This window comes from Pseudomonas sp. LB1P83 (genome assembly GCF_054897885.1).
The window spans coordinates 1309547-1323456 of the sequence record NZ_CM142709.1 but is presented as its reverse complement, the minus strand read 5'-3'; the positions used below and the strand labels follow the sequence as shown (position 1 = coordinate 1323456).

The window sequence follows — 13910 nt, the reverse complement described above, 5'->3', positions numbered from 1 at the left end:
CCCTCAGCGACAGGCAGCTCGACCCCTCGAAATGGCAAAGTGATATCACTTTGGTGGCGCGATATTAAGTTGCCATCATTCTGACGTCAAATAGTTGATTGGTGTTTTTTCGCCAGCGCTCTAGTCCGGGGCCTTGCGCGATCAGCCTGAACTTTTCAGTGAGTTGAACCCTCAACTCAATAGAGTCGCAATCCTGAAAAATGAGGTCTGCCCGATGAAAATCCTGCTGAAAATAACCCTCGCCACCACACTCGCCTGCGCCCTCCCCGCTTGGGCCTGCACCCCCGAAGAAGCCACCGCCAAGCGCGAACAACTGGCCAAGGAAGTGACCAGGCTCACCGAGCAAAATCCGAAGAAAGCCAAAGAGATCAACGATGAGTTGCAGAAGATGGATTTGGGCACCGCCAGCGCGGATCTGCCCGATAAATGCCAGTTGATCGATCAGAGGTTGAAGGAGCTGAAAGTGGCGGATAAAAAGGCTGAAAGCTGAAAGCAAGGATCGCAACCTTCGGTAGTAACTGCGCAAGAATGACGTTTCCTCTCACGCGGCCAAACGAGGTGATGGTTTGATCTGGAATTTGCATTAGCGCATTTAATTATTTGCACAAATGCATATGCGTACCTAAGGTTACCTCGAGCCCGGATCGGAGCCGGCCATCCAGCATGGCAAAACGCACACGCCGATCGCTCAGCAACACCGCTACAGACCCACTAGCTGGACGCTAGTTTTCACTCATGGAGGATTGAAAAATGTTAACCACTGAAGCAACGTCATTCACCGGCGAATCCCTGCCAAGGTGCCTGACCGGCCATCTGCTGAACCCGCAACTGTCCGATGTCAAATCAGCTGCACCACTCGGTGCTCAGGCTGCTGCCAGCCTGAACTTCACGATGCAGAAACAAACCCAGACCAACTGGTGTTGGGCAGCCGTTTCCGCCTCGGTCGGCAACTATTATGGCACCGGGTCCTGGACCCAATGCGGCGTGGCCACCACTGCCCTGGACCGCAATTGCTGCGATCAACCGGGGCCCTGCAACGTGTATGGCTATCTGGATTCAGCCCTGACGATTACCCGAAGTTTCAACGGCATGAACCAGGGTTCGCTGCAGATGACGGCCATCCAGAACCAGATCAACATGGGCCGACCGATTGGTTTGCGCTGTGCCTGGTACGGCGGTGGTGCGCACTTCCTGACGATCTATGGCACCAACGGCAATTACGTGCTGGTTGCAGACTCTATCTACGGCTACTCGACCCGCGCGTTGAACTCGTTCCCCGGTTCTTACAACGGCGGCGGCAACTGGACCCACACTTACTTCACCGCTAAAAACTAGGAGGGCGACATCATGCAACTGACTTATCCAAAGGCGCCTTCCAACGGCGTGCAGACATTGCGTCCGGCGCTGCAAGACGCCCTGCAAACCCAAGGCTTCGGCGTCAATCGCCAGTTTGCCAGCGCCGCGCCCGGCAAGATCAGCCTCAGCGAGGCTTACCGTGGCTACTCGCTCAGCCTGGAAGACGTGAGCCAGGGCAAAGGCCTGAAAGACGCCAAGATCGGCGATTGGCATTACCTGGTGTTTTCCGATGGCGTGACGATTGCCGATGCGCAATTGGCCGACGTTCGCGGGCATGTCGAGTTCTCTTCGCTGAACCACGGGGCCATGGCGGCCGCGACGGTCGGGGCGTTGAAACTGGCGGAACAGTCGCCGCAACTGCAGGGCAAAACCGTTGAACTGCGGGTGCTGTTTGTTTCGGCGCTGCACTTGGTGGCGATCTGGCTGCATGCAGACACTGAAGACGTGTTGATCCCGATTGAACCGACGCCCCGGGAACTCGCGGTGACTCAGTTGTACAGCGAAGCCGCGCTGCTCGCGTTACTCAAACCCAAGGCTGATCAAGCCAAACAACGCTTTGATGCGGACACCAGCGGGCTGTTGGGGAGCTGACAAACGCTGGACCTAAAAAAACCCGGACACTGTCCGGGTTTTTATTGGATCGCTACGGCGCTTTATTCAGCAGCCGGCGCTTCCGGCTTGCGGCGCTTGAGCGGTGCCATGCCGTCCTTGCTGACCAGCGACAGGGCGTCGGTCTTCGGGCGGTTGGCGATTTTGCGTTTGGTCGGGGCCTTGGCACCGGTTTTCTTCTTGTCGCCCTTGGCGTCGACTTTTTTCTTCTTCACGCCAACGGCTTTGCCCGAGGCCTTGACCTTTTTCGGTCCGCCGTAGGTGCCTTTGACTTCCTTGATGGTGCGGCGCTCGAAGCTCTGCTTGAGGTAGCGTTCGACGCTCGACATCAGGTTCCAGTCGCCGTGGCAGATCAGCGAGATGGCCAGGCCATCGTTGCCGGCGCGGCCGGTGCGACCGATACGGTGAACGTATTCGTCGCCGCTGCGCGGCATGTCGAAGTTGATCACCAGGTCCAGGCCTTCCACGTCGAGGCCGCGAGCGGCGACGTCGGTGGCGACGAGGATTTTCACACCGCCCTGCTTCAGACGGTCAATGGCCAGTTTGCGATCTTTCTGGTCTTTGTCGCCGTGCAGCACGAACGCTTTGTATTCCTGCGCCACCAGACGACCGTAAATGCGGTCAGCCATGGCCCGGGTGTTGGTGAACACGATGGCCTTCTGATAGGTCTCGTTGGCCAGCAGCCAGTTCACGATCTGTTCTTTGTGCTGATTGTGGTCGGCGGTGATGATCTGCTGACGGGTGGTCGCGTTCAGATCGCTGACGTTGTTCAGTTGCAAGTGTTCCGGGTTGTTCAGGACCTTGGCGACCATCTCGCGCAAGCCCGAACCACCAGTGGTGGCCGAGAACAGCATGGTCTGCTGACGGTTGGTGCACTCTTCCACCAGACGCTGCACGTCTTCGGCAAAGCCCATGTCGAGCATGCGGTCGGCTTCGTCGAGTACCAGCACTTCAACTTCTTTCAAGTCGAGGTTGCCGGCGTTCAGTTGCTCGATCATCCGGCCCGGCGTACCGATCAGGATGTCCGGCACCTTGCGCAGCATGGCGGCCTGGACCTTGAAGTCTTCACCGCCGGTGATCAGGCCGGACTTGATGAAAGTGAACTGCGCGAAGCGCTCGACTTCCTTGATGGTCTGCTGGGCCAGCTCACGGGTCGGCAGCAGGATCAGGGTCTTGATGCTGACGCGGACTTTCGCCGGGCCGATCAGACGGTTGAGGATCGGCAAAACGAATGCAGCGGTTTTGCCACTACCGGTTTGCGCTGTCACCCGCAGGTCACGCCCTTGGAGCGCCAGCGGAATAGCCGCTGCTTGCACAGGCGTTGGCTCGACAAATTTAAGCTCGGCCACGGCTTTGAGCAGGCGTTCGTGCAGGGCGAATTGGGAAAACACGGGTGCTACCTCGAAGAAATACAAAAAAACAGCTGCATAGGGTAACGGTTTCGAGCGCCGAGGCCGAGTTTCTTTATGCAAACGACGGTAAACAGTGGCTTTTTTGTTGCCTGATTTGTCTCCAAACGTCATGCAAAGCGTCTTAAATGCTCTAATCGCCCCGTCGCGTCCTACAGAAGAACCGTTTTCGCCCATGGATATCAAACAGCTCTGGCTCAACGTCCAAGACCTTTGGGGTGCCCTCGATCAGCACCCCCTCCTGCATTCCAGCCTGGCGCTGATCCTGCTGCTGGTGGTGGCGCTGGTCCTCGGACGAGTGGCGCGCTACCTCATTCTTCACGCGACCAAAATGCTCGGTCGCCAACCGGCCTTGCACTGGATCAACGACTTTCGGCACAACAAGGTCTTTCATCGCCTGGCACAAATGACGCCGTCGCTGGTAATCCAGTTCGGCCTGTACCTGGTGCCGGATCTGAGCAAGACCAGCCTGATTTTCCTCGGCAACGTCGCACTGGCGTTCACCATCCTGTTCCTGGTGCTCTCGGTCAGCGCTTTGCTCAGCGCCCTGCTGGACATCTATGCGCGTACCGAACATGCCCGTACCCGCTCGATCAAAGGTTACGTGCAGCTGGCGAAAATGGTCTTGTACGTGTTTGGCGCGATCATCATTGTCGCGACATTGATCGACCGCTCGCCGCTGTTGTTGCTGTCAGGCTTGGGCGCCATGTCGGCGGTGATTCTATTGGTCTACAAGGACACGTTGCTGTCGTTCGTCGCCAGCGTGCAGCTGACCAGCAACGACATGCTGCGGGTCGGTGACTGGATCGAGATGCCGCAAGTCGGTGCCGACGGTGACGTGGTCGACATCACCCTGCACACGGTGAAAGTGCAGAACTTCGACAAGACCATCGTTTCGATCCCGACCTGGCGCCTGATGTCCGAATCGTTCAAGAACTGGCGCGGCATGCAGCAGTCCGGCGGCCGACGGATCAAGCGCAGCCTGTTCATCGATGCCAGTGGCGTACGATTCATCCGCGATGACGAAGAGATGAAGTTGTCGCAGGTGCATCTGCTGACCGATTACATCAGCCGCAAACAGGCCGAACTCAAGGCCTGGAACGAGGCTCAGGGCAACGTCGCGGCGATGTCGGCCAACCGTCGGCGGATGACCAACATCGGGACGTTCCGGGCCTATGCGTTGGCGTATCTGAAGAGTCACCCGGAGGTCCAGCCAAACATGACCTGCATGGTCCGCCAGATGCAAACCACCGCGCAGGGCATTCCGCTGGAAATCTACTGCTTCACCCGCACCACCGCGTGGGCGGATTACGAGCGGATTCAGGGGGATATTTTCGACTACTTGCTGGCGGTGCTGCCGGAGTTCGGGTTGAGCCTGTATCAACAGCCCAGTGGCGGGGATTTGCGAGTGGGGTTACTGCCGGCGGTGCTTGGTGCAAGTCACATACCTGAGCCCGAAAAACACATCATGTAGAACCACAAAACCCTGTGGGAGTGACGGTGTGAGGCTCACCCGGCTTGCTGCTGGATGATTACCGTCTGCGCCGGCATCGGAGCCGGGAAACCGGCTTCACCGAGGGAATCCTTGATGGTGCGGTTGGTGTCGAAATAAACCTGCCAATAGTGCTCGTTGTGGCAGTAAGGACGCACCGCCAACACCGGACCGACCAGGTTGAACTCCAGAATCTCGATCTCCACCGCAGGCTCGGCGAGCACGTTGGGGATCGCAGCAATGTGTTGTTTGAGCAAAGCCGCCGCCGCTTTCCAGTCGGCCGCGCCCGATAGCTGTGCTTTCAGTTCGACACGGCGGAACGGGTTGTGGGTGAAGTTCTGGATGTTGTCGCTGAAAATCTTGTTATTACCGACCAGAGTCAGCACGTTATCCGGGGTGTTGATAGCGGTAGCGAACAGACCGATCTCGGTGACCGTACCCGTCACCCCACCCGCGCAGATGAAGTCGCCGACCTTGAATGGGCGCAGGACAATAATAAACGCGCCCGCCGCCAGATTGGCCAGCAACCCCGACCAGGCCAGACCGATCGCAAGACCGACCGCAGCGAGCAGCGCGGCAAAGGTGGTCGTTTGCATGCCCAGGTAGCCGAGAATACCGATCACCAAAATGATATTCAGCGTCACGGTAATGGCTGAGCCAACATAGCGCAGTACGGTCGGGTCGACCTTCTGTTTGCCCAGGGCCCGCTGCACCATGCCGACAGCAAAGCCTATCAGCCAGCGCCCGACGATCCAGAAGGCGATTGCGGTGAGAATCTTCACCGCGAAAGCGGCGCCATACACTTGTATCACCGTGATTAACGCGTTGAACTTCGCGGTGGTCACGTCAACGATCGTCTCGTCCATGGCTGGAGCCCAAAGGTGAAGAATTGGTTCCGAAACACTAGCACAGCCTGTAGGCCCCGCCAGTCAATGGGCTGCGCTACGTATCGCGGTACAACAGCACCAAGCCTCCAGGGGTCAGGTGACCGCCAAAGACTTTCGTACACCCAACCGGCTAATCCACACCGCCATCAAAATCACCGACCCACCCAGGAACAACCGCCCCAGCTCTTCATGCTGATTCCAGATCAGCAGGTTGATCAGCAACCCCACCGGCACATGAAGGTTGTTCATCACCGCCAGCGTCCCGCCATTCACCAGGCAGGCGCCCTTGTTCCACCAATACAACCCCAACGCAGTCGAGACCAGGCCTAGGAACACCAGCACGCCCCATTGCAACGGCGCTTCCGGCAGGAAATTCTCTTTGCCGAACATCAGGAACGCCGGCAATGCCACCGCCAGCGCGCCCAGGTAGAAGTAGCCGAAGCGTCGGTAATGCGGAAGATCGCTCGGATGACGCGCCACCAGATGCTTATAAAGGACCTGCCCGGCGGCGTAGGTGAAGTTGGCCAGTTGCAGCAGCAGGAAGCCCATGAAGAAATCCGGGTTGATCCGGTCATAACGAATCACTGCCGCGCCGAGCACCGCCACCAGTGCTGCCACCAGCGCCCACGGATTGAAGCGTCGATTCAGGGCGTCTTCGATCAGGGTCACGTGCAGCGGTGTGAGGATGGTAAACAGCAGCACTTCCGGCACTGTCAGCACCCGGAAGCTCAGGTACAGGCATACGTAAGTCACGCCGAACTGCAACGCACCGATCACCAGCATGCCGCGCATGAACGCCGGTTCCACCGAACGCCAGCGCGTCAGCGGAATAAACACCAGCCCCGCCAACAACACGCGCACCAGCACCGCAAAGTAGCTGTCGACATGACCGGCCAGGTATTCGCCGATCAGACTGAAGGAAAACGCCTGGATCAGCGTGACAAAAAGTAGATAGCCCATGCTCGCCTCGTTTCGAATGGCGGCGACGATAGCGGGTTTTGGTGGTGATCGCGAGAACACACAGATCCCTGTAGGAGCGAAGCTTGCTCGCGAAGACGGCGTGTCAGCCGCAATCTATGTTGAATGTGACACCGTCTTCGCGAGCAAGCTTCGCTCCTACAGGTTCATGTTGCGGACACCAAATCACAGGCAAAAAAAAGCCCGATCTCGCTAAAGCGTTCAATCGGGCGACAGCACTCAGGAGCAACAAGTGCAAAGGGAGGTTCGATGCGCGTAAAGCCTTGAAGGGGTTGCGCCAGGTCACTTGAACATCAAGGGATTATCTGGCGATTAAAGCCTCAAGCCACTTGGGAAAGCTTGGCGTTGGCCTGGTTCAGGCCTTTCTCCTGGAAGTCACCGCCCAGGTTCATGCCCTCGGCGTGAATGAAGGTCACGTCGTGAATCCCGATGAAACCCATCACCTGACGCAGGTACGGTTCCTGGTGATCCGCGGTGCTACCGGCGTAGATCCCGCCGCGAGCAGTCAGCACATAGGCACGCTTGCCGCTGAGCAAACCTTGCGGGCCGGTGTCGGTGTACTTGAAGGTCACGCCGGCACGCAGCACATGGTCGAGCCAGGCTTTGAGGGTGCTCGGGATGGCGAAGTTGTACATCGGCGCGGCCATGACCAGCACATCGGCGGCCAGCAGTTCGTCGGTCAACTGGTTGGAGCGTTCCAGGGAGACCTGTTCGATGTCGCTGCGCTGTTCGGCAGGTTTCATCCAGCCACCGAGCAGATTGATGTCCAGGTGCGGCACTGGGTTGACGGCGAGGTCACGCACGGTGATCTGGTCGTTCGGGTGCGCGGCTTTCCACTGACTGATGAACGTCTGGGTCAACTGGCGGGAAACCGAGTCTTGCTGACGGGCGCTGCTTTCGATGATCAGAACGCGTGACATGGGATGTAGGCTCCATCTGAGAATGCTGTAAGGCGATGGAGTGAAGGTTAAACAGAGTCATATCGATGAAAAAGCGCAAATAACTGCTATAACCCATCAATAAATTCGTTTATAAGCTGAGCATACTTACTCTGTAGGAACGAGGCTTGCCCGCGAAGTGGCCGTGTCATTCAACATCGATGTCGACTGACACACCGCCTTCGCGGGCAAGCCTCGCTCCTACAGTGTTTCATGTCATTTGGGGTTGCAGGTCAGGTTGATTCGCATCTTGATAATGGTCCGGGTGAATTTGGCGGTGGCATTTTTGTGTTTGCCGGCGGCCACTTCGATAGAGCGGGTGCGCGGTGCTTCCGGGCCATTGTTGAAAACCACCTTACAGATCGCATCGGTGTCGCCGTAGTTGTTGACCTGAATGGAGGCGATGTCGTTATCCGTATCGTAGGCGTTGTAGTCGATCTTCATGCCGTTAAGGTTTTTCTCCACATCAATCGGATAAGCAAACGCGGTCAGCGGCAGCATCGCCAGCAGTACACAACAGAATTTTCTCATTCAGCAGTCTCCAATAAGGACTGCCAGCTTAGGACAAGAGGAGCTATTCATGAAAGCGCCCCGCGTGACCCTTGATCAATGGCGAACCTTACAAGCCGTGGTCGACCACGGTGGTTTCGCCCAGGCCGCCGAAGCGCTGCACCGCTCGCAATCGTCGGTGAGCTACACCGTGGCGCGTATGCAGGACCAACTCGGCGTGCCGCTGTTGCGCATCGATGGCCGCAAAGCGGTGCTGACCGAAGCCGGTGGCGTGTTGTTGCGCCGCTCGAGGCAACTGGTGAAACAAGCCAGCCAGCTCGAAGACCTGGCCCACCATATGGAGCAAGGCTGGGAAGCGGAAGTGCGGCTGGTGGTCGACGCCGCTTACCCGAGCGCCCGCCTCGTCCGTGCGCTGACCGCGTTCATGCCGCAAAGCCGTGGCTGCCGGGTGCGTCTGCGCGAGGAAGTGTTGTCGGGTGTGGAGGAAGTCCTGCTGGAAGGCGTGGCCGACCTGGCGATCACCGGGTTCAGCATTCCGGGCTATCTGGGTGCAGAGTTGAGTGACGTCGAATTCGTCGCCGTCGCCCATCCCGAACACGCCCTGCATCGTCTGAACCGAGAACTGAATTTCCAGGACCTGGAAAGCCAGATGCAAGTGGTGATTCGCGACTCCGGTCGCCAGCAACCACGAGACGTCGGCTGGCTCGGCGCCGAACAGCGCTGGACCGTCGGCAGCCTGGCCACCGCGGCGACGTTTGTCAGCAGCGGCCTGGGTTTCGCCTGGCTGCCCCGACACATGATCGAACGCGAACTCAGGGAAGGTACGCTCAAGCTGCTACCGTTGGACCAGGGCGGCAGCCGCAACCCGAGCTTCTATCTGTACTCGAACAAGGACAAACCCCTGGGCCCGGCGACGCAGATTTTGATCGAGCTGCTGCGCACCTTCGACACCGCGCCGCTGGATGCGCCGTTCGCCGCCCCTGAACAAGCCTGACATGGAGTATCCGCATGGCCTATTTCGAACATGAAGGTTGCAACCTGCACTATGAGGAATACGGCCACGGCACGCCGTTGCTGCTGGTTCACGGGCTGGGTTCCAGCACCCTGGACTGGGAAAAGCAGATCCCGGCGCTGTCCACCCGATACCGCGTGATCGTTCCGGATGTGCGTGGTCACGGTCGTTCCGACAAACCCCGGGAGCGTTACAGCATTGCCGGGTTCAGCGCGGACCTGGTTGCCCTGATGGAACATCTGAACCTCGGTCCCACGCATTACGTGGGCTTGTCCATGGGCGGCATGATCGGTTTTCAGCTGGCGGTGGATCAGCCACAAATGCTCAAAAGCCTGTGCATCGTCAACAGCGCGCCCGAGGTCAAACTGCGCAGCCGCGACGATTATTGGCAGTGGTTCAAGCGCTGGAGCCTGATGCGTGCCCTCAGTCTGGGCGCCATCGGCAAGGCCTTGGGCGCCAAGCTGTTCCCCAAACCCGAACAAGCTGATTTGCGCCAAAAGATGGCTGAGCGCTGGGCAAAAAACGACAAACATGCTTATCTCGCCAGCTTCGATGCCATCGTTGGCTGGGGCGTTCAGGAACGACTTTCGAAAGTCGCCTGTCCAACCCTCATCATCAGCGCCGACCGCGATTACACGCCGGTATCGCTGAAGGAAACCTACGTAAAACTGCTACCCGATGCGCGGCTGGTGGTGATCGCCGATTCGCGCCACGCCACCCCGCTGGATCAACCCGAACGCTTCAACCAAACCCTGCTCGAGTTTCTCACCGCAGTCGACACCACCCCACTCAGGATCACTGACCCATGCTGAAAAAAATCGCCCTTGTCGCCGGCTCCGTTCTGTTTGCCGCCAACCTGATGGCCGCAACGCCCGTCGCTAAAGCGCCACACGTGTTGCTGGAAACCACCAACGGCCAGATCGAAATCGAACTGGACCCGGTCAAGGCGCCAATCAGTACCAAGAACTTCGTTGATTACGTCAACAGCGGCTTCTACAACAACACGATTTTCCACCGTGTGATTCCTGGTTTCATGGTCCAGGGCGGTGGTTTCACTCAACAAATGCAGCAAAAAGAAACCAAGGCACCGATCAAGAACGAATCCAAAAACGGTCTGCATAACGTCCGTGGCACGCTGTCCATGGCACGGACCTCCGCGCCGGACTCGGCCACCAGCCAGTTCTTCATCAACGTCAAAGACAACGACTTCCTCGACCAGGGCGATGGCTATGCCGTGTTCGGTAAAGTCGTCAAAGGGATGGACGTGGTGGACGTCATCGTCAACTCCCAGACCACTACCAAAAGCGGCATGAAAGACGTGCCGGCCGATCCTGTGTTCATCAAGTCAGCCAAAGTAATCGACTAATCTGCACAGGAGTGCTTGAGCGGCTGCCGGTCTCCGGCGCCGCTCATATCGTTTAAAGGAGAGCCCGCGCGCGGGCGGAGAACAAATGCTTTATCGCCGTTTTGAACAACTGATCGACGTCTTCCGTGACGCCCCGACGGCGGCTCCGCCCGACCGTGTTTTCCCCTTCTATACCTATTATCTGAAGCAGGTCTGGCCGAGCTTCGCTGCCCTGCTGACCGTCGGCCTGTTCGGCGCGCTGATCGAAGTCGCGCTGTTCAGCTACCTGAGCCGCATCATCGACCTGGCCCAAGGCACGCCGAACGTCAACTTCTTCAAGGAACACGGCATCGAACTGGCCTGGATGGCGGTGGTGGCGCTGATCCTGCGCCCGATATTCGTGGGCCTGCACGACCTGCTGGTGCACCAGACCCTGAGCCCCAGCATGACCAGTATGATTCGCTGGCAGAACCACAGTTATGTACTCAAACAGAGCCTGAATTTTTTCCAGAACGACTTCGCCGGGCGTATCGCCCAACGCATCATGCAGACCGGCAACTCGTTGCGCGATTCGGCCGTGCAAGCGGTGGACGCGCTGTGGCACGTGCTGATCTACGCGATCAGTTCCCTGGTACTGTTCGCCGAAGCCGACTGGCGCCTGATGATCCCGCTGCTGAGCTGGATCGCCGCGTACATTGGTGCGCTCTGCTACTTCGTGCCACGGGTCAAGGAGCGCTCGGTGGTGTCCTCGGATGCGCGCTCCAAACTCATGGGCCGCATTGTCGACGGCTACACCAACATCACCACGCTGAAGCTGTTCGCCCACACCAACTTCGAGCAGCAATACGCCAAGGAAGCCATCGAAGAACAGACGGTCAAAGCCCAACTGGCCGGCCGCGTGGTCACCAGCATGGACGTGGTCATCACCAGCATGAACGGCTTGCTGATCGTCACCACCACCGGTCTGGCGCTGTGGCTGTGGACGCAGTCGCTGATCACCGTGGGCGCGATTGCCCTGGCCACTGGCCTGGTGATCCGCATCGTCAACATGTCCGGCTGGATCATGTGGGTGGTCACCGGCATCTTCGAAAACATCGGCATGGTCCAGGACGGTTTGCAGACCATTTCGCAACCGGTCAGCGTCACCGACCGCGATCAGGCCAAACCGCTGACCGTTGCCCGTGGCGAAGTGCGCTTCGAGCACGTGGATTTTCACTATGGCAAGAAGAGCGGGATCATTGGCGACCTCAACCTGACGATCAAACCCGGTGAGAAAATCGGCTTGATCGGACCGTCCGGCGCGGGCAAGTCGACCCTGGTCAACCTGCTGCTGCGCCTCTATGACGTGCAGGGCGGGCGAATCCTCATCGATGGGCAGGACATCGCCGAAGTCGGCCAGGAAAGCCTGCGCGAGCGCATCGGCATGATCACTCAGGACACCTCGCTGTTGCATCGTTCGATCCGCGACAATTTGCTGTACGGCAAACCTGACGCCACCGACGCTGAACTCTGGGAAGCCGTGCACAAGGCGCGCGCCGATGAGTTCATTCCGTTGCTGTCGGACGCCGAAGGCCGTACCGGTTTCGATGCGCATGTGGGTGAACGCGGGGTGAAACTCTCCGGCGGCCAGCGCCAGCGGATTGCGATTGCCCGGGTGCTGCTCAAAGACGCACCGATCCTGATCATGGACGAGGCGACCTCGGCGCTGGATTCGGAAGTCGAAGCCGCGATCCAGGAAAGTCTCGAAACCCTGATGCAGGGCAAAACCGTGATCGCCATCGCCCACCGGCTCTCGACCATCGCCCGTATGGATCGGCTGGTGGTGCTGGAAAAAGGCAAGATCGCCGAAACCGGCACCCACGCCGAGCTGCTGGCGCACGGCGGTCTATATGCGCGACTGTGGCAGCACCAGACGGGTGGGTTTGTCGGTATCGATTGAATGGAATGAACAACACTGAACCTGTGGGAGTGAGCCTGCTCCGGGCGGCGTTCCGACGATGGCGGAGTTTCAGTCGGCATAAATGTTGACTGTTACACCGCTATCGTCGGAACGCCGCCCGGAGCAGGCTCACTCCCACAGGGATTATCTACACCCTGATAAACCACCATATCCCTCTAACACAAGCTCTGGCGGTTTTTTTGGCCGTTGGAAATCCGCAAAAGTATCGCTGGCGGGGCAAGGAAGGCAATTGACGCCACAGGCGAGGATCATTCTTGCCGATAAGGCAACGCGGTCCTCGCTTCCTCAGCGTAAGCCATCACGCCGACCCTTTCCTGTTCCAGAAAGTCCTTTACCGCCGCTTTCAATCCCGCGTGACGCAAGTAATGCCAGGAATGCGTGATCACCGGTTCAAACCCGCGAATCAACTTGTGTTCACCCTGGGCGCCGGCATCGAAACGCTGTAAGCCGTTGGCAATCGCGTAGTCCATGCCCTGGTAGAAGCAGGTCTCGAAATGCAGACGGTCGAACTCCGCCAGGCAGCCCCAATAACGCCCATAAAAACTGTCGCCGCCCACCAGGCTGAAGGCCATGGCTACGGGGCGTGAACCTTGTTTGGCCAGCACCACGCGTATGGATTCGGGCATGCGCTCGGCCAGCAGACTGAAAAATTCCCGCGTCAGATAGGGCCTTTGCCGACGCACCGCGTAGGTATTGGCGTAACAGGCATAGACGAAATCCCATTGCGCCTGATCCAGTTGCCTGCCTTCAAGCCACTCGAAATCAATCCCCTGCCCCGCCACTTGCTCGCGCTCTTTGCGCATCTGCTTGCGTTTGCGTGAACTGAGGACGTCGAGGAAGTCCTGAAAATCTCGATAACCGCGATTCTGCCAGTGGTACTGACAGCCGATTCGCTGCAACCAGCCGGGTTGTTCGGCCAGTGCCGCGTCGGTGAAAGGGTCCGTGAAATTGATGTGAGCGCTGGAAAGCGCTTCGATCTCAAGGTAGCCCGGCAGACTGTTCAGTAATTCAAAGCCATCCTCGACCGTGGCCGCCAGCAAGCGCGGCCCGCTGACCGGACTGAACGGCACGGCGGTCAACAGCTTGGGGTAATAGTCGATACCGGCACGCTCGCAGGCATCGGCCCAGGCGTGATCGAACACATACTCGCCGTAGGAATGCCACTTGCGGTAACTAGGCAACGCGGCAATCAGCCGCCCCCCTTCGATGTGCAACAAATGCTCGGGTTGCCAGCCGGAATGAGGACCGAGACTGCCGCTGTCTTCCAGCGCGCTGAGGAAGGCGTGGCGCAGAAACGGCTGATTATCCGGCACCAGGGCATCCCACGTGTGCGGACCAATATCGGACAGGCTTTCCAGACGTTGCAGCGGCATCGACACCCTCTCTACTTCTTCGCGAAACAGCCTGGCGAGTA

13 protein-coding genes and 1 pseudogene are annotated in these 13910 nt (G+C 58.6%); 8 read left to right on the top strand and 6 right to left on the bottom strand.

The window, feature by feature from the left end; genetic code table 11:
• Nucleotides 1-214: 214 nt before the first annotated feature.
• The 3 genes from ACYZTY_RS06025 to ACYZTY_RS06015 all read left to right on the top strand — a co-directional run bounded on the left by ACYZTY_RS06025 (nucleotide 215) and on the right by ACYZTY_RS06015 (nucleotide 1947).
• Nucleotides 215-490, top strand: a complete 276-nt coding sequence (locus ACYZTY_RS06025; RefSeq protein WP_461957710.1) for a hypothetical protein — start codon at nucleotides 215-217, stop codon at nucleotides 488-490.
• A 260-nt stretch (nucleotides 491-750) separates the two neighbouring features.
• The gene (locus ACYZTY_RS06020) at nucleotides 751-1335 is read left to right on the top strand and encodes a papain-like cysteine protease family protein (RefSeq protein WP_461957709.1); all 585 of its coding nucleotides are present in this window, start codon (nucleotides 751-753) and stop codon (nucleotides 1333-1335) included.
• Nucleotides 1336-1347: 12 nt separating this feature from the next.
• The gene (locus ACYZTY_RS06015) at nucleotides 1348-1947 is read left to right on the top strand and encodes a hypothetical protein (RefSeq protein WP_461957708.1); all 600 of its coding nucleotides are present in this window, start codon (nucleotides 1348-1350) and stop codon (nucleotides 1945-1947) included.
• A gap of 62 nt (nucleotides 1948-2009) precedes the next feature.
• Here the strand turns inward: ACYZTY_RS06015 and ACYZTY_RS06010 are convergent, their stop codons facing one another.
• A complete protein-coding gene (locus ACYZTY_RS06010; protein WP_008153197.1) occupies nucleotides 2010-3356 on the bottom strand; it encodes a DEAD/DEAH box helicase in 1347 nt (448 codons plus the stop codon).
• A 193-nt stretch (nucleotides 3357-3549) separates the two neighbouring features.
• Between ACYZTY_RS06010 and ACYZTY_RS06005 the strand changes: the two genes are divergently transcribed.
• Nucleotides 3550-4848, top strand: coding sequence for a mechanosensitive ion channel family protein (locus ACYZTY_RS06005; protein WP_461957707.1), 1299 nt, complete (start codon nucleotides 3550-3552; stop codon nucleotides 4846-4848).
• A gap of 35 nt (nucleotides 4849-4883) precedes the next feature.
• Here the strand turns inward: ACYZTY_RS06005 and ACYZTY_RS06000 are convergent, their stop codons facing one another.
• The 4 genes from ACYZTY_RS06000 to ACYZTY_RS05985 form a co-directional block, all read right to left on the bottom strand.
• Nucleotides 4884-5732, bottom strand: a complete 849-nt coding sequence (locus ACYZTY_RS06000; RefSeq protein WP_461957706.1) for a mechanosensitive ion channel family protein — start codon at nucleotides 5730-5732, stop codon at nucleotides 4884-4886.
• A 114-nt stretch (nucleotides 5733-5846) separates the two neighbouring features.
• The gene (locus ACYZTY_RS05995; protein WP_461957705.1) at nucleotides 5847-6713 is read right to left on the bottom strand and encodes a carboxylate/amino acid/amine transporter; all 867 of its coding nucleotides are present in this window, start codon (nucleotides 6711-6713) and stop codon (nucleotides 5847-5849) included.
• A 338-nt stretch (nucleotides 6714-7051) separates the two neighbouring features.
• Nucleotides 7052-7651 (bottom strand): FMN-dependent NADH-azoreductase, encoded by a 600-nt coding sequence (locus ACYZTY_RS05990; RefSeq protein WP_219095154.1) that lies wholly within the window; start codon nucleotides 7649-7651, stop codon nucleotides 7052-7054.
• A 234-nt stretch (nucleotides 7652-7885) separates the two neighbouring features.
• On the bottom strand, nucleotides 7886-8200 hold the full coding sequence (locus ACYZTY_RS05985; protein ID WP_461957704.1) for a 3-phosphoglycerate kinase: 315 nt from the start codon (nucleotides 8198-8200) through the stop codon (nucleotides 7886-7888).
• 49 nt (nucleotides 8201-8249) lie between these two features.
• On the opposite strand from ACYZTY_RS05985, the gene ACYZTY_RS05980 reads away from it, so the two are divergent.
• The 4 genes and pseudogenes from ACYZTY_RS05980 to ACYZTY_RS05965 all read left to right on the top strand — a co-directional run bounded on the left by ACYZTY_RS05980 (nucleotide 8250) and on the right by ACYZTY_RS05965 (nucleotide 12475).
• A complete protein-coding gene (locus ACYZTY_RS05980; protein ID WP_028621594.1) occupies nucleotides 8250-9173 on the top strand; it encodes a LysR family transcriptional regulator in 924 nt (307 codons plus the stop codon).
• Nucleotides 9174-9187: 14 nt separating this feature from the next.
• A pseudogene (locus tag ACYZTY_RS05975) lies at nucleotides 9188-9993 on the top strand (alpha/beta fold hydrolase).
• Between the two features lie 3 nt (nucleotides 9994-9996).
• Entirely contained in the window at nucleotides 9997-10557 is a 561-nt protein-coding gene (locus tag ACYZTY_RS05970) for a peptidylprolyl isomerase (RefSeq protein ID WP_461957703.1), read from the top strand.
• Between the two features lie 85 nt (nucleotides 10558-10642).
• Nucleotides 10643-12475, top strand: coding sequence for an ABC transporter ATP-binding protein (locus ACYZTY_RS05965; RefSeq protein ID WP_461957702.1), 1833 nt, complete (start codon nucleotides 10643-10645; stop codon nucleotides 12473-12475).
• A 269-nt stretch (nucleotides 12476-12744) separates the two neighbouring features.
• On the opposite strand, the gene ACYZTY_RS05960 is transcribed toward ACYZTY_RS05965, so the two are convergent.
• Nucleotides 12745-13869, bottom strand: coding sequence for a GNAT family N-acetyltransferase (locus ACYZTY_RS05960; protein ID WP_461957701.1), 1125 nt, complete (start codon nucleotides 13867-13869; stop codon nucleotides 12745-12747).
• Nucleotides 13870-13910 lie beyond the last annotated feature (41 nt).